This window comes from Vibrio sp. R12-SG2-ISO1, assembly GCF_059834045.1.
The window spans coordinates 180,432-201,360 of record NZ_JCBDGO010000010.1 but is presented as its reverse complement, the minus strand read 5'-3'; the positions used below and the strand labels follow the sequence as shown (position 1 = coordinate 201,360).

The following is a 20,929-nucleotide window of genomic DNA, read 5'->3' as shown; positions in this document are numbered from 1 at the left end:
TAGTGACTTGTTTTAGGGAATGCGATATACCTGTTGCTTATCAGGTGTATCCGGCACCCAATGTGGTGTAATGCTGCGACACACTCACAGTTTGGGCCGATTCCACTCCTATCGCCAACCACTTTACTTCTCATTTTTTAAGACGTCAACACTTCTAGACGTCTATATGTCTTTGCTTGTAGCCATAAATACCGTTAAAATTGTGGTTTAAACACTCATACGCAAATATAAAGGTGCGCAATGGCAGACTGGAATGGCGAATACATTAGCCCATACGCAGAACACGGTAAGAAAAGTGAGCAAGTGAAAAAAATCACGGTCTCCATCCCACTTAAAGTCCTTAAGGTATTAACAGACGAGCGTACGCGCCGCCAGATCAACAACCTGCGTCATGCCACCAACAGTGAGTTGTTGTGTGAAGCGTTCTTGCACGCTTACACAGGTCAACCATTACCGACGGATGAAGATTTGCGTAAAGACCGTCCAGACGATATTCCCGCTGAAGTGAAAAAGCTGATGACGGAGATGGGGATTGAGTTTGAGGCGTTTGACGACTAACGCTCGCCCTGTTTTGCACCGAATTTGAATGCCAAAGCCGCTGACATCGTCAGCGGCTTTGTTGTTTTTGCTCAGCCAGAGACAAAGTCCGTGGCTGGCAGTGGGCGTCGAGATTACTCGATATCCATGTAATGGTCAGGCAGCTCAATGCGTGCCACCCCGGATTCTACCGCGGCTAACGCGACCGCTTTGGCGACGCGGGGGAGTAGTCTTGGGTCCATCGGTTTTGGAATAATGTAGTCTGGGCCAAACGAGAGTGAATCCACACCCGCGGCGGTCAGAACATTGGCAGGGACCTCTTCCTTCGCCAGTTGACGGATCGCTGCTACGGCAGCGAGCTTCATCTCATCGTTGATCTCGCTAGCACGTACATCCAGTGCGCCACGGAAAATAAACGGGAAGCAAAGTACGTTGTTGACTTGGTTCGGGTAGTCACTGCGACCTGTACCCATAATGAGGTCATTGCGTACATCATGAGCGAGCTCAGGTTTGATCTCAGGATCTGGGTTAGAGCAGGCAAACACGATGGGTTTGTCGGCCATCAATTTAAGATCATCTGGCGATAACAGGTTAGGACCAGAAACGCCAAGGAACAGATCGGCGCCTTCGATGACATCTTGCAGCGTACGTTTGTCGGTGTTGTTGGCAAACAGTTGTTTGTATTCGTTGAGATCATCACGTCGAGTGTGGATCACACCTTTGCGATCCAGCATGTAAATTTTCTCGCGCATCGCGCCGCACTTGATCAGCAGCTCCATACAAGCGATGGCTGCCGCACCGGCGCCCAGACAGACAATCACGGCGTCTTCCAGTTTTTTACCCTGTAGCTCAATAGCGTTGAGCATGCCAGCAGCTGTCACAATGGCGGTACCGTGTTGGTCATCATGGAAGACTGGCACATCACAGCGCTCAATTAATTGTTTTTCGATTTCAAAGCAGTCTGGCGCTTTGATGTCTTCTAAGTTGATGCCGCCAAAGGTATCCGCGATGTTGGCGACCGTGTCGACAAACTCATCGATGGTGCGGTGTTTGACTTCGATGTCGATGGAGTCCAAACCTGCAAAGCGTTTAAACAGCAGGGCTTTACCTTCCATCACGGGCTTTGATGCTAGTGGGCCAAGGTTACCTAGGCCAAGAATCGCTGTGCCGTTGGAGATCACTGCCACCATATTGCCTTTTGCAGTGTACTTATAGACATTATCGGGGTTTTGAGCGATCTCTCGTACAGGCTCGGCCACGCCTGGGCTGTAGGCGAGTGCGAGATCTTGCGCGGTTTCTGCTTGGGTGGTCAGCTCGACAGAGATCTTGCCTGGTTTTGGAAAGGCATGGTAGTCGAGAGCTTTTTGGCGAAATTGTTCTTCAGGGGTCAGGTCTTGACGGTGGTCATCAGGCATAGAAATAGGTACTCGTTAAAATGATTCAGCACAAAGGGGGTTAATCATTTTAGAGGAACTGAGTCAAGCTGCCTAGGTCAGAATGCGAGCGAGTAGGGTAATATGTGGGAAATGACTGGAGATTAGACCAGATAGAAAGAGATATGACTGCGGGTTTTACTGTGAATAGGTTAATTGCTCTAAATCTCTGGCAACAAAAAAGGACGCCGCAGCGTCCTTTTTCCTATCCGCGAGAAGGAATTACTTCTTGCCGCTTGATAGAGCACCGAAACGCTTGTTAAAGCGATCTACACGGCCGCCTGTATCAACGATACGTTGCTTACCAGTGTAGAATGGGTGACATTTGTCACATACGTCTAGGTGGATTGATTCTTTGTCTAGAGTAGATTTGAACTCAAATGTGTTGCCACAAGAACAAGTTGCTGCTACTGCTTTGTATTCTGGGTGGATTCCAGCTTTCATGGGGTAACCTCAATATAGGCCGTGTCGCTATCCGATTCAGAGCCGGACACCACACGTAGTTAATGTAAAATGGATTTAGGACACCGCTGCCAGAGCAGCCATATCTCTAAGGCGCGATATAGTAATGAATAGTACGCCTAGGATCAACCGATTTGGGGTAGAAATCGCTACTTTTTTAGCCGCTTCAGGAGAGGGAGACGCATGGATGTTATCGCGAAGTGGCGTTACCCGCGTCTCCTCATACAGACACTGAGATGCGCTGGCTTTTCTCACTCTGCCTTTTCCCTTAGACTAAACGCGTCATCGACCTGCAGTGAAAGACTGAATGAGACCCACCATCGCCCGAGTCGCGTTACCCGTACCACTAGATAAACAGTTTGACTATCAAATCCCTGGACACCTTTTTCCAGTGATTGGTGGGCGCGTGTCTGTGCCTTTTGGCCGTCAAACCTTAGTCGGTATCGTGACAGCCTTGGTGCAGCAGTCATCGCTGCCGATGGACAAAATCAAGCCGATTAAGCAGGTGCTCGACAGTCAACCCGTTTGGCCCGACTCGTTATATACCTTGTTGCACTGGTGCAGTCACTTTTACCAATATCCACTTGGCGACACCTTAGCCAATGCGATGCCCAGCGCCCTGCGGAAGGGAAAGCCGGCCGATTTTACCGCCGTGGTGGAATGGCAACTGACGCCAACCGGACGCGATCAATTGATGCATGGGTTTGGCCGAGCGGTTAAGCAAGCCAAAGTGATGCAGATGCTGCAACACGGCCCGACGTCACACCAACGTTTTATTGATGAAGAGGTCAGCACTAGCGTGCTGCGCGCGTTGACAGACAAAGGTTGGATTGAGTCGATTGAGCGCAAGCCTCATTTTGCTAAGTGGGGTGCTGACATTGAAGCCGATGTCGAGAAACCAAAGCTGAATGAAGAACAAGCGATCGCCATCGCGACGGTCAACAGTTTCAGCGGTTTTGGCTGCTTTTTGCTCGAAGGGGTGACCGGGTCAGGTAAAACCGAGGTGTACCTCAACATGATTAAGCCAGTCCTCGAACGGAGTCAGCAGGCTTTGGTGTTGGTGCCGGAAATCGGCCTGACGCCGCAAACCATCAATCGCTTTCGAAAGCGTTTTAACGTGCCGATTGAGGTAGTACATTCTGGATTGAATGACACCGAGCGCCTCAATGCCTGGTTGTGCGCGCGCGATAAAGTGGCCGGCATTGTGATTGGGACGCGATCTGCATTGCTGACGCCTTTTGCTGATCTGGGCATTATTATTGTCGATGAAGAGCACGATAGCTCTTACAAGCAGCAAGATAGCTTGCGCTACCATGCGCGCGATGTGGCGGTCATGCGCGCCAACAAAGAGCAGATCCCGATTGTTCTTGGTTCAGCAACGCCCGCGTTAGAAACGCTGCACAATGCGCTGTCTGGCAAATATCATCATCTGCATTTGTCTCGCCGAGCAGGCAGTGCGGTGCCCACCACCAATCAAGTGATTGACGTCAAAGGGCTCTATTTAGAGGGGGGCCTCTCTGCGCCACTGATCGCTCAAATGCGCAAGCACCTCAACGCAGGCAATCAGGTGATGCTGTTTTTAAATCGACGCGGCTTTTCCCCGGCTCTGATGTGTCACGAATGTGGCTGGATCGCAGAATGCAAGCGCTGCGACGCCTACTACACCTACCATCAGCACAGCAGCGAAATTCGCTGTCACCACTGTGGCTCTCAGCAGCCGACGATCCACCAGTGCCAAGGGTGTGGTTCCACTCAACTGGTCACTGTTGGGGTGGGAACCGAGCAGCTAGAGAAACAACTGCATACGCTCTTTCCAGAGCAGAAAACCATTCGTATTGACCGCGACAGCACGCGGCGCAAAGGCAGCCTAGAAGAGGCGTTAAGCGCCATTCGACGCGGTGAATATCAGATTCTGATCGGCACGCAAATGCTCGCCAAAGGGCACCATTTCCCGGATGTGACGCTGGTGGCGCTGTTGGATGTCGATGGCTCACTCTACAGCAGCGACTTTCGAGCCTCTGAGCGTTTAGCCCAGCTATTCATTCAGGTGGCAGGCCGAGCGGGGCGTGCCAGTAAACCCGGTGAAGTGTTGTTGCAAACCCACCACCCAGAGCACAGCCTATTGCAAGCACTGTTGAAAAAGAGTTATCGGGACTTCGCCGAGGTGGCCTTAGCAGAGCGAAAACTGGCGGCGTTGCCCCCGTATTCGTTTTTAACGCTGTTTCGTGCGGAGGCGAACCAATCTGAGCTGGTGGAAGAGTTCCTACGCCAAGTCCGCTTTACTTTAGAATCCCACCCTCTGTTTGATTCCGGCTGCATGGTGCTGGGCCCGACACCCGCCCCGCTTGCCAAACGTGCGGGTAAGTTCCGTTGGCAATTACTGCTGCAAACCGAGCAGCGCTCATTAATGCAAAAGCTGCTGGCCAGTGCTAAGCCGGCTATCGAGTTGCTGCCGAGCGCGAAAAAGGTCCGTTGGTCGGTCGATATCGAGCCTCAAGACTTGAGCTAACACGCCGATTAGTTTAAATAAGGGCAGGGACGATAGGCGCTGTGAGCTGATTTCGTTCTTTTTCATTTATTTGTGATCTGGCTCTCTTTTATAGTTCGGGTTTTGTTAAATATCCCGTAACTTTCTGTTTCGAAATGAATAAACTAGTTGTTTGGAAAGGGATAGGCGAAGCGAACCTTGGCAAGAGCCAAACGATTGCGTTTCGCTGCCAATAAGAGTGGGCATCAGCCTACCATCATCATAAGCGGTGCAGGATTGACCCCGTCATCACCACACCAGACGCTATGATCAAGGCAACAAGGTTTAGGTGGCTAAAGCGCTACATCTTTAATTAAGAGGGTTAATAACTTATGGCGACAATGAAGGATGTTGCCCAGCTTGCGGGAGTGTCGACGGCGACGGTATCACGGGCGTTGATGAATCCCGAGAAAGTCTCTTCTGCGACGAGAAAACGCGTCGAAGAGGCGGTGCTTGAAGCTGGCTACTCACCCAACTCGCTGGCGCGCAATCTGCGTAGAAACGAATCAAAGACCATCATCGCGATCATCCCAGACATATGCGATCCCTATTACACCGAAATCATTCGTGGCATTGAAGATGCGGCTATGGAGCACGGTTACATCGTATTGCTTGGGGACAGCGGCCAACAAAGAAAGCGTGAAAGCTCTTTTGTGAACTTGGTATTCACTAAGCAGGCCGATGGCATGCTGCTGCTCGGTACGGATTTACCGTTTGATGTTAGCAAGGCAGAACAAAAGAATCTGCCGCCGATGGTCATGGCCTGCGAGTTTGCGCCTGAGTTAGAGTTGCCCACCGTGCATATTGATAACCTCACTTCCGCATTTGAAGCGGTCAACTACCTGACTCAGATGGGCCATCGCCGTGTCGCGCAGATTTCAGGGCCTGAGAGTGCTCTACTGTGTCAGTTCCGTCACCAGGGTTATCAACAAGCGTTGCGCCGCGCAGGCCTAACGATGAACGAACACTATTGCGCAGAAGGCAACTTCACATTTGAAGATGGTGCGAAGGCGATTCGTCAGTTGTTGGCCTTATCTGAGCCGCCGACAGCGGTTTTTTGTCACAATGATATGATGGCGATTGGCGCGATTCAGGAAGCGAAAAAGCTCGGACTTCGCGTGCCACAAGATCTATCGGTCGTTGGTTTTGATGACATTCAGTTTGCGCAATACTGCGATCCACCACTCACTACGATTTCTCAGCCGCGTTATGAAATCGGGCGTCAGGCGATGCTGATGATGCTTGAGATCCTCCGTGGCCACGACGTGCGTGCCGGTTCTCGACTGCTCGAAACCGAACTGGTGATTCGAGATAGCGCCGCGCCGCCGCGCGTCCTCTAGACGACTTGAACGGTCATTGAGCCGCCGGGCGCGCTGGTCGCGCCACTTTGCGGCCAGTTTTGCTGAGCCGCTTCCAATTCCGGTCTGTCCTCACACACAAATCTGCTTTAACATAGCGAGCAGTTGTATTGAATGGTTTGATAATCAGTTGTGGCGAATAGAGATTACGTAAAGCGCGGCAGTAGCCGTAAGCCGACTAAAAAAGCCGCCCCGCGCCGCAAGAAACCGTGGCGCAGTGGTTTGTTGGCCATCGCATTGGTCTCGGCGTTCGGTTATGGGTTGTATCTACTCAGTAGCGATCCTGAGCCGCCTGCGCCGGTGGTTCAACCCGCGAAGCCTACCCCGAAACCCAAAGCGAAAAGCAGCCAAACTCTCCCTCCTCCGCCAGAAGAGAAGTGGGATTATGTCGAGTCGTTGCCGAGTCGTGAAGTGGAAGTGAAAGCCAAAGAGCTGGTGGTGTCTGAGATTCCCTACATCATGCAGTGCGGCGCGTACAAAACCGCGCAGCAAGCTGAAGCGCGTAAGTTGGATATTGCTTTCCAAGGCATCAACAGCAAAATTCGCAAAAAAGAAGACAGCAGTTGGTATCGTGTGGTGCTTGGCCCATACAAATTTAAGCGTGACGCAGAGCGTGACAAGCACAAGTTACAGCGCGCCAAGATCGAGCCTTGTGCGATTTGGAAAGAAGCACAATAAACGCCCACGTCTAATGCGTTCAAAGTCAAAACATCGCCTCGCCTTCTTGTCGGGGCGATGTCTTTTCTGCCCTTGAATTCTGTTTTTCACAGCCTCATATAAAGACTAACATCCAAATGAATAAAGTATGAGGCCCCACCGTGACTACCATTGTATCCGTACGTCGTAACAACAAAGTCGTCATTGCTGGTGATGGACAAGTATCACTGGGTAACACCGTGATGAAAGGCAACGCACGTAAAGTTCGCCGTTTGTACAACAACAAGGTACTTGCGGGGTTTGCCGGTGGTACTGCCGACGCGTTTACCTTGTTCGAACGTTTTGAAAGTAAGTTGCAAATGCACCAAGGTCATTTGACCAAAGCGGCGGTTGAGCTGGCCAAAGATTGGCGCAGTGACCGTGCGCTGCGCAAGCTTGAAGCTTTGTTGGCCGTCGCTGATGAGACGGCATCGTTGATCATTACCGGTAATGGTGATGTGGTGCAGCCAGAAAACGATTTGATCGCGATTGGTTCTGGGGGCAACTTTGCGCAAGCGGCAGCGACGGCGCTGCTCGAAAACACCGAACTCGACGCCCGTGACATCGCGGAAAAGTCGCTCAAAATTGCTGGTGATATCTGTGTGTTCACCAACCATCACCACACTATCGAAGAACTAGAAATCCCGCACAGCGCTGCGAAGTAAAAAGCAAGATAGTGGTCACTACATTTAAGGAATTCAATTATGTCTGAAATGACTCCTCGCGAAATCGTCCACGAACTGAATCGCCACATCATTGGCCAAGAAAACGCAAAACGCTCTGTGGCGATCGCGCTCCGTAACCGCTGGCGTCGTATGCAGCTAGAAGAAGGCTTGCGCAGCGAAGTGACACCGAAGAACATTCTGATGATCGGGCCAACGGGTGTGGGTAAAACTGAAATTGCCCGTCGCTTAGCCAAGTTAGCCAATGCGCCCTTCATCAAAGTTGAAGCCACCAAGTTCACGGAAGTGGGCTACGTGGGCAAAGAGGTGGAGACCATTATTCGTGATTTGACCGATGTCGCGGTCAAAATGACGCACCAACAGGCGATGGAAAAAGTGAAGTTCCGCGCCGAGGAGCAAGCCGAGGAGCGCATTCTTGATGCGCTATTGCCGCCAGCACGCGATGCTTGGGGCCAGAATGAGCAGCAAGACGAGAGTTCGTCGAATACTCGTCAAGTGTTCCGCAAAAAACTCCGTGAAGGCAAACTTGACGATAAAGAGATTGAGATTGATGTCGCTGCGCCACAAATGGGCGTCGAGATCATGGCGCCTCCTGGCATGGAGGAGATGACCAATCAGCTTCAAGGCATGTTCGCCAACTTAGCCGGTGATACTAAGAAGAAGCGTAAGCTGAAAATCAAAGATGCGTTCAAAGCGTTGACCGAAGAAGAAGCCGCGAAGCTGGTCAATCAAGAAGAGCTCAAAGAACAGGCGATCTTTAACGTCGAAAACAACGGTATCGTGTTTATCGATGAGATTGATAAAATCTGTAAGCGCGGCGAAAGCTCTGGCCCGGATGTGTCTCGTGAAGGCGTACAGCGTGACTTACTGCCGTTGATTGAAGGCAGCACGGTCTCGACCAAACACGGTATGGTCAAAACTGATCATATTCTGTTTGTCGCATCGGGCGCTTTCCAAGTGGCGAAGCCGTCGGATCTGATTCCAGAGCTGCAAGGTCGTCTACCGATTCGTGTCGAGCTGGAGGCACTCTCTAGCCACGATTTTAAGCGCATCCTAACGGAGCCTAAAGCATCACTGACCGAGCAATACTGCGCGTTGATGAAAACCGAAGACGTTGACATTGAGTTCACCGAAGAGGGTATCACCCAGATTGCAGAAGCGGCATGGACGGTCAATGAAACCACCGAGAACATCGGTGCACGCCGTCTGCACACTGTGATGGAGCGTTTGATGGATGAAATCTCCTTTGAAGCGACCGACAAGGCAGGCTCTAAGCTGGTGATTGATGCGCAATACGTGAAAGCGCGCTTGGGTGAGTTTGTCGAAGACGAAGATCTCAGCCGCTTTATTCTGTAAGTGCGATAGACACTCACAAACGAGGCACAAGATAAACAAAGCCCGCTCAGTTGAGCGGGCTTTCTATATTTAACAGGCTGAGGCCTAGATCATAAAGATAAAAATGACCGCCAACGCTGAGATAAGGGCTGCGAAGAAGTAGCAGGCAATTTTGCCGACGACACCCGCATGGATTTTAAGATCATGCATGCCGTGATGAACACGGTGCATGGCATGCCACATGGGTAGAGCCAGTGTGCCGATGATAAACAGCGCACCGATGATGCTGGTGGCAAACTCGGACACGCGCTCATAGCTCAATGCGTCTGCGCTGATGATGCCCAGCGGGGCCAGCACACCTAAGACCAAAATAGTCACAGGGGTGATCATCGCGAACCAGGTGCCGCCAGCGCCAAATAGCCCCCACCATACTGGCTCATCACTGCGTTTAGGGGCTCTGTTAACGTTGAAATTTGAATTCATGATTACGGCTCCTTACACCACCACGAGGACGACGAGAGAGATAAACGCCACCGCTGCCCACTGAGTGAGAACGACGATCTTTTTATCAACGGGTTTGCCTTTTAAGCGAATCGGCATCACTTGCGGCATCATGCTAAAGAAGGTTTGGGCATGCAGTAAACTGCCAGCCAACGCCACAATGTTGATGGCGATGACCACTGGGTTTGCCATAAAGCCAAGCCAGCTTTGCCACGCTTCTGGGCCTTTGACCAGCGAACCCAATCCGATGGTGAGGAACAGAGTAAACAGCACCAAAGGCAACACCGTTGCTTCACGCAACATGTAGAAGCGGTAAAACGGATGATCTTTCCACCAGGTGCGTTTCACTTCACGAACGTAAGGTTTACGGTTACTCATCCTTATGCCTCCTCTTTTGCAGGTGTGCCGTCAGGCTTTAACATAGCAATCACGAAGTCCATCGAGGATTCGACTTTGCCTTGGTTCACCGCCGCCGCAGGGTCCACGCTCTTCGGACACACTTCTGAGCAGTAGCCGACGAAGGTACAGCCCCATGCGCCATTGTCACCGTTGATCAGCGCCATGCGCTCGGCTTTACCGTTGTCGCGGCTGTCGAGGTTATAACGATGCGCCAAGGTGAGGGCCGCAGGGCCAATGAACTCAGGGTTAAGACCAAATTGAGGGCAGGCGGCGTAGCACAAACCACAGTTGATGCAGCCAGCAAATTGCTTGTATTTGGCCATTTGCTCAGGCGTCTGTAGGTTAGTGCCGTCTTCGGGTTTACGGTCGTTTCCTATGATGTAAGGCTTGATGGCTTCAAGACGCTCAATGAATGGCGTCATATCGACAATCAAATCTTTTTCGATAGGGAAGTTTGCCAACGGCTCGATTTTGACGCCATTTGGGTAGTCACGCAGAAAGCTCTTACACGCCAGTTTTGGCACACCATTGACCATGATGCCGCAAGAGCCACAAATCGCCATGCGGCAAGACCAGCGGTAAGAGAGCTCTTTGTCTAAATTGTCTTTGACGTAACCAATCGCATCGAGGATGGACATGGTTTCATCAAACGGCACTTGGAAGGTTTCAAAGTGCGGTTCGTTGTCGGTTTCTGGGTCATAACGCAGAATGTCGACTTTTTGAATGCGGTTGGCTGACATTAGGCTTTCTCCTCTGCGTTTTTCTCGGCGGCTTCTTGTGCGGCGGCTTTTTCAGCGGCTTCACCGTAGAGGCGTGCTTTCGGCTGTGACTTGGTGATGGTGACATCACTGTAGTCGATGCTTGGCGCTGCATCCGCTTGATAGAAGGCGAGGGAATGCTTAAGGAAGTTCACGTCATCGCGCTCTGTGCAGCCATCATCAAGACGCTGGTGGGCACCACGAGACTCTTTACGCAAAATCGCCGAATGTACCATGGCTTCCGCCACTTCAAGGCCGTAACCCACTTCGATGGCGTAGAGCAGATCGGTGTTGAACACCTTACCTTTGTCCTTGATGCCAATACGCTTGTAGCGCTGTTTGAGCTCGGTGATTTTATCTATGGTTGCTTGCATCAGATCTTCTTGACGATAGATGCCGCAGCCCGCTTCCATGGTGTGGCCCATTTCCGTGCGAATATCCGCCCAGTTTTCGTCACCCTCTTGATTCATTAGGGCTTGAATACGGGCTTCCACCTCTTTGATTTGCGCGTCAATCGCGGCGTCATTCCAACCTTTGAACTCGGCGGCGCGCTGCACGGCTTGCTCGCCCGCCACACGGCCAAACACAACAAACTCAGCCAGGGAGTTTGAACCTAAGCGGTTTGCGCCATGCAGACCGACAGACGCACACTCACCGACCGCAAATAGGCCTTTGATGCGTGTTTCACACTGGCCATTGGTTTCGATCCCGCCCATGGTGTAGTGAACCGTTGGACGAATTGGGATGGGCTCTTTGGCTGGGTCAACGTTAACGTAGGCTTTGGCCAGTTCACAGATGAACGGCAAGCGCTCTTGGAGGTACTCTTCACCGAGGTGGCGCAAATCAAGGTGGACCACATCACCGAGTGGGTGCTTGATGGTGTTGCCTTTTTGCTGCTCATGCCAGAACGCTTGGGATACTTTGTCGCGTGGCCCGAGTTCCATGTATTTGTTCTTCGGCTGACCCACCGGTGTCTCTGGTCCCATGCCGTAATCTTGCAGGTAGCGGTAACCGTTTTTATTGACGATGATCCCGCCTTCACCACGACAACCTTCGGTCATGAGGATACCGGTACCAGGTAGACCGGTTGGGTGGTATTGCACGAACTCCATATCACGCAGTGGCACACCATGACGATACGCCATCGCCATGCCATCGCCTGTCACGATACCGCCGTTGGTATTACAGTGATACACACGACCCGCACCGCCCGTGGCCAGTACCACAGACTTGGCTTTGATGGTGACCAGCTCCCCTTCCGACATATGAATGGCAATCAGACCTTGCACTTCACCGTCATCCACCAACAAGTCAACGACAAAATACTCATCAAAACGGTTGATGTTGTTGTATTTCATCGAGGTTTGGAACAGGGTGTGCAGCATGTGGAAGCCAGTTTTATCCGCTGCAAACCAGGTTCGCTCGACCTTCATACCGCCAAAGCGGCGCACGTTGACTTCGCCGTTTTCTTTCCGACTCCAAGGGCAACCCCATTGCTCCATCTGGATCATTTCGCGCGTGGCGTTTTCAACAAAGTATTCAACGACGTCCTGTTCACAAAGCCAGTCACCCCCACCCACGGTGTCGTTGAAGTGGTTGTCTAGGCTGTCTTCATCCTTGATAACTGCGGCTGATCCACCTTCTGCAGCAACCGTGTGGGAACGCATAGGATAGACTTTTGAAATCAAAGCGATGTTTAAATCGGGATTTGCTTCAGCTGCTGCAATAGCAGTTCTCAGACCAGCGCCGCCGGCGCCGATGACTGCGATATCTGTGGTAATGGTTTGCACAGTTATCCTCCAGTGTGAAAGTGCGGATGATTCCGCTTGTTATTGTTGCTTTGGGAAGCCCCCAAAAGTGGTAGGGGTAGTGTAGAAGAGCCACTCTAGGGAAAAATTGATGTATTTAGGTTTTTGCTCCGGTAGTGCACATAAGAGCATAAAAAATCTAGGATATGTGATAGTTATCACGGCGACTGAGGGATGGGGATGAGTGGGCTATCAATGAGGCCGGCGATAACCTGCTTAACCCTTGTTGGGCTTTGTGATACGTTGCGCAGCAAATCACTTCAAGAGAATAGAGCTTTGAACTGGCAACCGACCACATCGATCGCAGCGCTGAAACAGCGTGCTCACGTATTACAAACCCTACGCCAATTTTTCGCTGACCGAGGCGTCATGGAGGTGGATACTCCGGCGATGAGTCAAGCGACGGTGACAGACATTCACTTGCACACCTTTCAAACTCAGTTTGTCGGTCCTGGCTATGCCGATGGGCAAGCGCTCTATTTAATGACCAGTCCTGAGTTTCACATGAAACGCTTATTGGCAGCGGGCAGTGGTTCGATTTATCAGATCAACAAGGCATTTCGTAACGAAGAGAGTGGCCGCTATCACAATCCGGAGTTCACCATGTTGGAGTGGTACCGGGTGGGTTTTGACCATCACCAACTGATGGATGAGATGGACGACTTGTTGCAGCAGGTCCTAAACGTGGCGCCGGCTGAGCGAATGAGCTACCAAGACGCCTTCTTGCAAGTGCTTGGTGTGTGTCCGTTAGGTGCGAGCATGGAAGAGCTCAAAGTCGCCGCTGCCACCTTGGGGCTGGCGGATATTGCTCAGCCAGAGCAAGACAGAGATACGCTGTTGCAACTGCTATTTAGTGTCGGTGTGGAAGCCAAGATTGGTCAAACTCGTCCTGCTTTTGTGTACGACTTCCCAGCGACGCAAGCGGCGCTCGCGAAAATTAATCCGACCGATGAACGGGTTGCGGATCGTTTTGAAGTCTATTTTCGCGGCATAGAGCTCGCTAACGGATTCCACGAATTGGATAACCCCAAAGAGCAACAAGCGCGTTTTGAGCAAGACAACCAGAAACGCCAGCAGATGGGCTTACCGGTTCAGCCGATGGACGGCCATTTAATCGCAGCGCTAGAGGCGGGTTTGCCTGAGTGTGCAGGGGTGGCGCTAGGGGTGGATCGTTTGATCATGCTAGCATTAGGCTTTGAGCATATCGAACAGGTTATCGCCTTCCCTGTGACGCGCGCATAAGGCAAGGGTCGCAATATGGCGTGGCGATGAAGAGGCGTCTTTGTCGAGAAATGTGCAACAGATTCTTATTCTGAGCGCTTTTGACTCGCGCCGTCCCATCATCCTCGTTATACTCCCAAGCTGAATTTTAGTCGGGGGCTGTCCATCCGTTGTACAGTTCCAAAATCGAAGAGCACAGGACATGCAAGAGTACATCGCATTTTTTCAACAGAACATGATTCTCTCTTTGGTATGGGCGGGTCTATTGGTTGCCCTTATCATGAACATCGTGAAATCCACTACCGCGGCCTACAAAGAGATCACGGCAGCGCAAACGACTCAATTAATGAACCGTGAAAACGGTGTGGTGGTTGATATCCGCTCAAAAGATGAGTTCCGCAAAGGCCACATCACGGATGCAGTTCACATTTTGCCATCAGACATCAAAGCGGGCAGCTTTGGCGCTCTTGAAAACCACAAATCCGACCCAATCATCGTAGTATGCAAAACAGGTCAGACGGCGCAAGAAAGCGCGAATCTTCTAGCAAAAGCGGGCTTTGAGAACGTGAATCTTCTCAAAAACGGTTTGATTGCTTGGAGTGAAGCGAACCTACCTCTGGTTAAAGGCAAAAAGTAATTCATTGAGCGCTGATTGAAAAATCGGCGTTTATTCAAGAGAGATGTGAACAGAGCCACGATTTAACGTGGAAATCGAGTCAGCGTCATATCTCTCGGTTAGTCTCTTGGCAGACTATTTTCTATGAAAGGATTTGAACCATGGCTGAAGCAGCACCGCAACAAGAAGCTCAAAACTTCGCAATTCAACGTATCTTCCTAAAAGACGTATCATTTGAAGCACCGAACTCACCAACCATGTTCCAAAAAGAGTGGAACCCAGATGTTAAACTGGATCTCGACACGCAAAGCCGTGAGCTAGGTGAAGGTGTTTACGAAGTCGTGCTTCGTCTTACCGTGACAGTGAAGAACGCAGACGACACAGCATTCCTTTGTGAAGTTCAGCAAGGTGGTATCTTCACGGCTGAGAAAATGGAAGCGGGTCAATTGGCGCACTGCCTAGGCGCATTCTGCCCGAACATCCTTTTCCCTTACGCGCGTGAAACCATCTCAAGCTTGGTGGTGAAAGGCACGTTCCCACAATTGAACCTAGCGCCAGTGAACTTTGATGCGCTGTTCATGAACTACCTACAGCAACAAGCTCAGCAAGGTGAGGGTGAAGCTCAGGCGTAATATTCGCTCTGACGCAACCTTAGCGAAATGCACAGAGCATCTCATCACGATGCGCTGTGCATTTTTTGTTTGAGAATCTTGTGTTCAGCGGTTGGCAAAACGAACGCTGACCACTAGATTCTAGTCACGCAGCAGGACAACTAGGCGGAACCATGACAGACACACAATCCCAAAATGCGTATGGTCGTTCAATCTCTATGACCGTACTCGGCGCAGGCTCATACGGTACGTCGCTGGCCATTTCGTTGGCACGTAACGGTGCCAATGTGGTGCTATGGGGGCACGAGCCTGAGCACATGGCGCGTCTTGAAGCCGCACGCGCCAACGAAGAATTTTTACCCGGCATCGCTTTTCCAGACAGCTTGATCATTGAGACGGACTTAGAAAAAGCCGTCAGTGCCAGTCGAGATCTCCTTGTGGTGGTGCCAAGCCACGTATTTGGTCTGGTGTTGAACAGTGTTAAGCCCTATTTGCGCTCAGACACTCGCATTTGCTGGGCGACCAAAGGGCTGGAGCCTGAAACCGGTCGATTGCTGAAAGATGTCGCCCACGATGTGATTGGCGATCAATACTCCCTAGCCGTGCTCTCCGGGCCGACTTTTGCGAAAGAGCTCGCGATGGGGATGCCGACGGCGATTTCTGTGGCTTCGCCGGATGCCGAGTTTGTGAAAGATCTGCAAGAGAAAATCCATTGCAGCAAAACCTTCCGAGTCTATGCCAACAGTGACTTTATCGGTATGCAGCTTGGCGGCGCGGTGAAAAACGTCATCGCGATTGGTGCAGGCATGTCCGACGGTATCGGTTTTGGTGCCAATGCGCGAACCGCGCTGATTACCCGTGGCTTAGCGGAGATGAGCCGATTGGGTGCGGCGCTAGGTGCGCAAGCCGAGACCTTTATGGGCATGGCGGGTTTAGGCGATCTGGTGTTGACCTGTACGGACAACCAATCGCGCAATCGCCGTTTTGGATTGGCACTGGGTCAAGGCAAAGATGTGGACACGGCGCAGCAAGAGATTGGTCAAGTGGTTGAGGGCTATCGCAACACCAAAGAGGTGTTCCTACTTGCTGAGCGTGTCGGTGTCGAGATGCCGATTGTTGACCAAATTTATCAAGTATTGTATCAAGGGAAGGACGCACGCCTAGCCGCGCAAGATTTGCTGGCGCGTGATAAGAAAGCCGAAGCATAAGCGTCATGAGGTGACTCATAAGGCGCACACCTTACTCATGTAAGGGCAGGGAGAATTAGGGACGAGCAAGTAACATGAAACATTGTGAGAAACAGAAAGTCTGGCAGACCATTGTTCGAGAAGCGCGTGAGCTATCTGAGCAAGAACCGATGCTCGCCAGCTTCTATCATGCGACCATCATTAAGCATGACAGTTTAGCGGCGGCACTGAGTTATATTCTGGCCAACAAACTCAATACGGCTTCAATGCCTGCCATGGCGGTACGAGAGGTGGTTGAGGAAGCCTTTAACTCCGATCCCAATATTACTGCCGCGGCGGCCTGTGACATCTGTGCGACGGTCAACCGTGACCCCGCGGTCTCTATGTACTCCATGCCACTGCTGTACTTAAAGGGTTATCACGCCCTGCAAGGCTACCGTGTTGCCAACTGGCTTTGGAAGCAAGGGCGCATGGCGCTCGCCACCTATTTGCAAAACCAAATCTCTGTTGCGTGTCAGGTCGATATTCACCCAGCAGCGAGAATCGGTCGCGGCATCATGCTCGACCATGCAACCGGTATCGTTATCGGTGAGACAGCGGTGGTCGAAGATGATGTCTCCATTTTGCAAGACGTCACCTTGGGTGGTACCGGTAAAGAGTGCGGCGATCGACACCCGAAAATTCGTGAAGGTGTGATGATTGGCGCTGGGGCGAAAATTTTAGGTAATATTGAAGTGGGAGAAGGGGCGAAGATTGGTTCGTGTTCCGTTGTCCTTCAGCCTGTGCCGCCACACACGACGGTTGCGGGTGTGCCAGCCAAAATTGTCGGTCGACCGAAAACCGATAAGCCCTCTTTGGATATGGACCAACAGTTCAATGGCAAGTCACAAAGCTTCATTGGTGGTGATGGGATCTAAGTCGTGAGCGCTTTGATGCTATGTATACCACGATGTTATGTTTGCCACGATACTATGTTTGCCACTTAGCCGAGAAAAGAAAAAAGTCAGCATCACGCTGACTTTTTTGTCTCTTTCAACCTAATACGGTTAGGTCAGTGCTATTACGCCATGTCGTTCAACTCAGCGAGCACTTCTTCTGCCCAATCAATCCAAGTTTGACGAATCAGAAGATTACGACGCAGCGTGAGACGCTCTAGACGTTGCTGCTTGTCTAGGGTCGCAGGCGTTGAGTAGTAACCGCTCTCGATCTCTTGGTAGTGAGCGACTAGCTTGCGTGACTCATCGATAAGCTCAGCGAGCTGAGTGCGAAACGGTGCAGAGGGTTGGATAGCACACGCCATCAACTTTGCACAGAACTCATCACGTACCGTAGGGTGCGCGGTCGGTTGATCAAACCACTCACCTAATGCAGTACGGCCGGCATCGGTAATGGAGTAAACTTTACGATCGGGTTTGCCTTCTTGAGGCTCGAGAACACAGGTCACAAGATTGTTTTGCGCCATCTTGTTCAGTTCGCGGTAGACTTGCTGGTGGCTTGCTTTCCAAAAGTAGCCGATAGTGGCAGAAAATTCTTTGGTAATATCGTAGCCCGTCGCATCACGAGTGCTCAGGACCGTTAAAATAACGTGTGGTAATGACATGTCTTCAATCCAAATGGTCAATAAACTTCAAAATACAACCGCTTAATCTTGTGTGTGCTTCTTTGGCACGAATTCTTTTGTCAAGCGGCGCCAACAATGTGTTGGCCATGTCACCTTAAAAAGCCATCTATCACCTAGGTCGATATACTATCGATACGCAAGCTGGTGTTGTTATAGTCACTTGCGATGGCTGAGTAGTATATCTAAATAATAAGCATAAAGTAGAATAGAAGGACAATGTTGCCTAAAAAACTGATAAAAGGCTCAATAGATTTTTGCCTGTAGTTTTTTATTTTTAATGGTGAGTTATTTTGTCCTAATTTAGAAATATTATGCCTGAAAAATTGTTTTTTTGGTATTCCATACAATATTTGGCGCAGTGTTGTGGCTCATCTTCCTCGTTAGTATTTGTTTTATAATAAAAAAGGCCGATAGATGACTATCGGCCTTTTAGGTTTAATGGGGCGGTGAGCGCACAAATTTTGTGCGCTAGGCTTAGCCGGTGTTACGCATACCTGCCGCAATACCTGCGATGGTGAGCATTAAGGCTTCTTCAAGTTCTTCCGATGGCTCGTCAGTTTGACGCGTACGATAGAGCAGCTCTGCTTGCAGCATGTTCAATGGCTCAACATAGATATTGCGCAGGCGAATGGACTCTTGTCCCCACGGGTCGCTCTGCATCAAGTTCTCGTTGTTTTCGACATTCAGTACGGTTTTGATGTCTTTTTGTAGCTGTGCACGTAGGCGATCGCCGAGAGGCAGCAGCTCAGGATCTGCTAGGCGTTCATCGTAGTAGCGAGAAATGTCGATATTACACTTGCTGTAGACCATCTCGAGCATTCCAAGACGGGTTGAGAAGAATGGCCATTCACGACACATCTCTTCTAGTAGCGCTTGGTGCCCTTTGTCGACCGAGTATTGAATTGCTTCACCTGCGCCTAGCCATGCTGGTAGTACGAGACGGTTTTGGCTCCAAGAGAAAATCCAAGGAATCGCACGTAGGCTCTCTACACCGCCGTTCGGGTTACGCTTAGCTGGGCGAGAGCCCAGTGGTAGTTTACCAAGCTCCAGCTCTGGCGTTGCTTGACGGAAGTAAGGCACGAAGTCTGGCTCGCCGCGTACAATGCCACGATAGGCTTCACAGCTCACTTCAGACAGCACATTCATCAGATCGCGCCACTCTTGTTTCGGCTCTGGTGGTGGCAGCAGGTTTGCCTCGAGAATTGCACTCGCGTAGAGGTTGAAACTGTTGACCGCCACTTCAGGTAAACCGAGTTTAAAGCGAATCATCTCACCTTGCTCTGTTACGCGTAGGCCGCCTTTCAAGCTCTTTGGTGGCTGAGACAGCAGCGCTGCATGTGCAGGTGCACCGCCACGGCCAATCGTGCCGCCGCGACCGTGGAAGAGGGTCAACTCTACGCCCTCCTCTTCAGCCACTTTGACCAAGGACTCCATTGCGTGGTACTGGGCCCAACCGGCCGACATGACGCCGGCGTCTTTGGCGGAATCTGAGTAGCCGATCATCACCATTTGGTGGTTTTGAATGAATCCGCGGTACAAGTCGATGCTCATCAGCTGTTTGATGACCGCTTCGGCGTTATTGAGGTCGTCGAGCGTTTCAAACAGCGGGCAAACATCCATACGGTACGGACAGCCCGACTCTTGCAGCAGCAAGTGTACCGCGAGAACATCAGAGGCGGTACGTGCCATAGAAATTACGTATGCGCCAAATGCTTCGCGAGGCTGAGCGGCAATGATCTTACAGGTGTCGAGCACCTCTTTGACAGGTTCAGAGGGTTCCCAATCGCGTGGCAGAAGTGGGCGCTTGGACGCCAGTTCATTGGTCAGGAACGCAATCTTATCTTGCTCGCTCCATTGGTCGTAATCGCCAATGCCCAGGTAGCGTGTCAGCTCTGACAGGACATCCGAATGACGGGTACTCTCTTGACGAATATCCAAACGTACCAAGTGCACGCCGAAGGCTTTGATGCGGCGTAAGGTGTCGAGCAGTGAACCATCTGCAATCTTGCCCATGCCACACTCATGCAGTGACTGGTAGCAAGCGTAGAGGGGATCCCACAGCTGTGCGATGCGTTGCAGTGGCGCTTTGACCGCCAGCTTCTGACCATGGATCTTAGCATCAAGGATGTCCTTGGTGTCGGTCAGCAGTTCACGCAGCTCTTTGAGCACGGCACGGTAAGGTTCATGCTCATCATCGCCAGCGAGTGCTCTCACCGCGTCGTTGCAGCGCGTCATGGACAATTCACTGACCAACTCGTTGACATCGCTGAGATAGAGATCCGCGGCTTTCCAGCGAGAAAGCAACATGACTTCACGGGTGATGGTGTGGGTGACAAACGGGTTGCCGTCGCGATCGCCGCCCATCCAAGATGAAAAATGAACAGGGCGAGCATCGATAGGCAGCCCTTCACCAAGGTAATCCGTGAGTTTGTCATCAAGCTCGCGCAAGAAGTCAGGCACGGCTTCCCACAGTGAGTTTTCAACCACAGCAAAGCCCCATTTTGCTTCATCGAGCGGAGTTGGGCGCTGCTTACGAATGGTGTCAGAATGCCAGCTTTGGGCAATCAGCTGCTCAAGGCGGCGTTCGGTCTTTTGGCGCTCTTTGGCGGACAGATCGCCAAGCTCAAGCTTGGACAAGCATTTGTTGATTTTAACCAGTTTGTTGATCATGGTGCGACGGGTGATCTCCGTCGGGTGCGCCGTGAGCACCAATTCGATGTTCAGATCGCGCACAGCCTGAGCGGTATCTAGTTTGCTGATCTCATTATTGCTCAGTTTGGCAAACAAGCTGTTGATGGCGTCCGGTTCACACACGTGCTCATCACAATGGCGTGAAATCGTATGGTACTGCTCCGCCATGTTGGTGAGGTTGAGGAACTGGTTGAACGCGTGCGCAACGGGGGTTAACTGCTCGTTTGGCAGGTTTTTGATCTCTTCAATCAAGCTCTCGCGGTCTTCTTTGTTGCCTGCGAGGGCAGATTTAGAAAGCTTACGAATTGTTTCTACTTTATCGAGCAGTGCTTCACCATGAGCATCCTTAATGGTGTTGCCGAGCAAGTGCCCGAGCATGCTTACGTTGCTTCGAAGAGCAGAGTATTTCTCATTCATTGTCGTCCTGCCTTGTAAAAAAATTACATCCATTGTTCTTTTGATAAGCCAACAATCTAGCGAAAAAT

At 51.2% G+C, this 20,929-nt stretch carries 19 protein-coding genes; 11 read left to right on the top strand and 8 right to left on the bottom strand.

Annotated elements, in window-relative coordinates; all coding sequences use genetic code 11:
* Positions 1-240: 240 nt before the first annotated feature.
* Positions 241-558 (top strand): met regulon transcriptional regulator MetJ, encoded by a 318-nt coding sequence (metJ, locus tag AC6R10_RS10075; RefSeq protein WP_334555683.1) that lies wholly within the window; start codon positions 241-243, stop codon positions 556-558.
* Positions 559-671: 113 nt separating this feature from the next.
* Here the strand turns inward: metJ and AC6R10_RS10070 are convergent, their stop codons facing one another.
* Positions 672-1,952, bottom strand: a complete 1,281-nt coding sequence (locus AC6R10_RS10070; protein ID WP_487902566.1) for a malic enzyme-like NAD(P)-binding protein — start codon at positions 1,950-1,952, stop codon at positions 672-674.
* A 240-nt stretch (positions 1,953-2,192) separates the two neighbouring features.
* The gene (rpmE, locus tag AC6R10_RS10065) at positions 2,193-2,414 is read right to left on the bottom strand and encodes a 50S ribosomal protein L31 (protein WP_334555681.1); all 222 of its coding nucleotides are present in this window, start codon (positions 2,412-2,414) and stop codon (positions 2,193-2,195) included.
* Positions 2,415-2,739: 325 nt separating this feature from the next.
* On the opposite strand from rpmE, the gene priA reads away from it, so the two are divergent.
* The 5 genes from priA to hslU all read left to right on the top strand — a co-directional run bounded on the left by priA (position 2,740) and on the right by hslU (position 9,052).
* Complete coding sequence (priA, locus tag AC6R10_RS10060) at positions 2,740-4,941, top strand: primosomal protein N' (RefSeq protein WP_500672135.1); 2,202 nt, start codon at positions 2,740-2,742, stop codon at positions 4,939-4,941.
* Between the two features lie 350 nt (positions 4,942-5,291).
* Entirely contained in the window at positions 5,292-6,299 is a 1,008-nt protein-coding gene (cytR, locus tag AC6R10_RS10055) for a DNA-binding transcriptional regulator CytR (protein WP_500627047.1), read from the top strand.
* A gap of 150 nt (positions 6,300-6,449) precedes the next feature.
* Entirely contained in the window at positions 6,450-6,995 is a 546-nt protein-coding gene (locus tag AC6R10_RS10050; protein ID WP_500672134.1) for an SPOR domain-containing protein, read from the top strand.
* Between the two features lie 140 nt (positions 6,996-7,135).
* Positions 7,136-7,678, top strand: a complete 543-nt coding sequence (gene hslV / locus AC6R10_RS10045) for an ATP-dependent protease subunit HslV (protein ID WP_487902569.1) — start codon at positions 7,136-7,138, stop codon at positions 7,676-7,678.
* Between the two features lie 39 nt (positions 7,679-7,717).
* The gene (gene hslU / locus AC6R10_RS10040) at positions 7,718-9,052 is read left to right on the top strand and encodes an ATP-dependent protease ATPase subunit HslU (RefSeq protein ID WP_334555675.1); all 1,335 of its coding nucleotides are present in this window, start codon (positions 7,718-7,720) and stop codon (positions 9,050-9,052) included.
* Between the two features lie 84 nt (positions 9,053-9,136).
* Here the strand turns inward: hslU and frdD are convergent, their stop codons facing one another.
* From frdD to frdA, 4 genes are read right to left on the bottom strand one after another with little or no spacing between them, the layout of a single operon-like run.
* Entirely contained in the window at positions 9,137-9,514 is a 378-nt protein-coding gene (gene frdD, locus AC6R10_RS10035) for a fumarate reductase subunit FrdD (RefSeq protein ID WP_334555674.1), read from the bottom strand.
* Positions 9,515-9,526: 12 nt separating this feature from the next.
* On the bottom strand, positions 9,527-9,910 hold the full coding sequence (gene frdC / locus AC6R10_RS10030; RefSeq protein ID WP_487902571.1) for a fumarate reductase subunit FrdC: 384 nt from the start codon (positions 9,908-9,910) through the stop codon (positions 9,527-9,529).
* A 2-nt stretch (positions 9,911-9,912) separates the two neighbouring features.
* A complete protein-coding gene (locus AC6R10_RS10025) occupies positions 9,913-10,671 on the bottom strand; it encodes a succinate dehydrogenase/fumarate reductase iron-sulfur subunit (protein ID WP_334555672.1) in 759 nt (252 codons plus the stop codon).
* Positions 10,671-12,479: a fumarate reductase (quinol) flavoprotein subunit gene (frdA, locus tag AC6R10_RS10020; protein ID WP_487902572.1), complete on the bottom strand. Its 1,809-nt coding sequence runs from the start codon at positions 12,477-12,479 to the stop codon at positions 10,671-10,673. The genes AC6R10_RS10025 and frdA overlap by 1 nt, the downstream gene beginning before the upstream one ends.
* Positions 12,480-12,671: 192 nt before the next feature.
* Here frdA and epmA point away from each other — a divergent pair, with 192 nt between their 5' ends.
* From epmA to cysE, 5 genes are all read left to right on the top strand, one after another.
* On the top strand, positions 12,672-13,739 hold the full coding sequence (epmA, locus tag AC6R10_RS10015) for an elongation factor P--(R)-beta-lysine ligase (RefSeq protein WP_500672133.1): 1,068 nt from the start codon (positions 12,672-12,674) through the stop codon (positions 13,737-13,739).
* Between the two features lie 181 nt (positions 13,740-13,920).
* On the top strand, positions 13,921-14,355 hold the full coding sequence (locus AC6R10_RS10010) for a rhodanese-like domain-containing protein (RefSeq protein ID WP_334555668.1): 435 nt from the start codon (positions 13,921-13,923) through the stop codon (positions 14,353-14,355).
* A gap of 140 nt (positions 14,356-14,495) precedes the next feature.
* Complete coding sequence (secB, locus tag AC6R10_RS10005; protein WP_334555667.1) at positions 14,496-14,966, top strand: protein-export chaperone SecB; 471 nt, start codon at positions 14,496-14,498, stop codon at positions 14,964-14,966.
* A 152-nt stretch (positions 14,967-15,118) separates the two neighbouring features.
* The gene (gene gpsA / locus AC6R10_RS10000; protein ID WP_487902573.1) at positions 15,119-16,153 is read left to right on the top strand and encodes an NAD(P)H-dependent glycerol-3-phosphate dehydrogenase; all 1,035 of its coding nucleotides are present in this window, start codon (positions 15,119-15,121) and stop codon (positions 16,151-16,153) included.
* A gap of 74 nt (positions 16,154-16,227) precedes the next feature.
* Positions 16,228-17,049 (top strand): serine O-acetyltransferase, encoded by an 822-nt coding sequence (gene cysE / locus AC6R10_RS09995; protein WP_487902574.1) that lies wholly within the window; start codon positions 16,228-16,230, stop codon positions 17,047-17,049.
* Between the two features lie 143 nt (positions 17,050-17,192).
* Here cysE and AC6R10_RS09990 read toward each other — a convergent pair whose 3' ends face one another.
* Both AC6R10_RS09990 and ppc read right to left on the bottom strand, forming a co-directional pair.
* Positions 17,193-17,732 (bottom strand): PadR family transcriptional regulator, encoded by a 540-nt coding sequence (locus AC6R10_RS09990; protein ID WP_334555664.1) that lies wholly within the window; start codon positions 17,730-17,732, stop codon positions 17,193-17,195.
* Between the two features lie 495 nt (positions 17,733-18,227).
* Entirely contained in the window at positions 18,228-20,861 is a 2,634-nt protein-coding gene (gene ppc, locus AC6R10_RS09985; protein WP_500672132.1) for a phosphoenolpyruvate carboxylase, read from the bottom strand.
* Positions 20,862-20,929 lie beyond the last annotated feature (68 nt).

What these genes read in the sequence shown, in the direction of transcription:
- metJ (WP_334555683.1), top strand. Translation starts at nt 241, where the DNA reads ATGGCAGACTGGAATGGCGAATACATTAGCCCATACGCAGAACACGGT.
- AC6R10_RS10070 (WP_487902566.1), bottom strand. Translation starts at nt 1,952, where the DNA reads ATGCCTGATGACCACCGTCAAGACCTGACCCCTGAAGAACAATTTCGC.
- rpmE (WP_334555681.1), bottom strand. Translation starts at nt 2,414, where the DNA reads ATGAAAGCTGGAATCCACCCAGAATACAAAGCAGTAGCAGCAACTTGT.
- priA (WP_500672135.1), top strand. Translation starts at nt 2,740, where the DNA reads ATGAGACCCACCATCGCCCGAGTCGCGTTACCCGTACCACTAGATAAA.
- cytR (WP_500627047.1), top strand. Translation starts at nt 5,292, where the DNA reads ATGGCGACAATGAAGGATGTTGCCCAGCTTGCGGGAGTGTCGACGGCG.
- hslU (WP_334555675.1), top strand. Translation starts at nt 7,718, where the DNA reads ATGTCTGAAATGACTCCTCGCGAAATCGTCCACGAACTGAATCGCCAC.
- frdD (WP_334555674.1), bottom strand. Translation starts at nt 9,514, where the DNA reads ATGAATTCAAATTTCAACGTTAACAGAGCCCCTAAACGCAGTGATGAG.
- frdC (WP_487902571.1), bottom strand. Translation starts at nt 9,910, where the DNA reads ATGAGTAACCGTAAACCTTACGTTCGTGAAGTGAAACGCACCTGGTGG.
- AC6R10_RS10025 (WP_334555672.1), bottom strand. Translation starts at nt 10,671, where the DNA reads ATGTCAGCCAACCGCATTCAAAAAGTCGACATTCTGCGTTATGACCCA.
- epmA (WP_500672133.1), top strand. Translation starts at nt 12,672, where the DNA reads ATGGGGATGAGTGGGCTATCAATGAGGCCGGCGATAACCTGCTTAACC.
- AC6R10_RS10010 (WP_334555668.1), top strand. Translation starts at nt 13,921, where the DNA reads ATGCAAGAGTACATCGCATTTTTTCAACAGAACATGATTCTCTCTTTG.
- secB (WP_334555667.1), top strand. Translation starts at nt 14,496, where the DNA reads ATGGCTGAAGCAGCACCGCAACAAGAAGCTCAAAACTTCGCAATTCAA.
- gpsA (WP_487902573.1), top strand. Translation starts at nt 15,119, where the DNA reads ATGACAGACACACAATCCCAAAATGCGTATGGTCGTTCAATCTCTATG.
- cysE (WP_487902574.1), top strand. Translation starts at nt 16,228, where the DNA reads ATGAAACATTGTGAGAAACAGAAAGTCTGGCAGACCATTGTTCGAGAA.
- AC6R10_RS09990 (WP_334555664.1), bottom strand. Translation starts at nt 17,732, where the DNA reads ATGTCATTACCACACGTTATTTTAACGGTCCTGAGCACTCGTGATGCG.
- ppc (WP_500672132.1), bottom strand. Translation starts at nt 20,861, where the DNA reads ATGAATGAGAAATACTCTGCTCTTCGAAGCAACGTAAGCATGCTCGGG.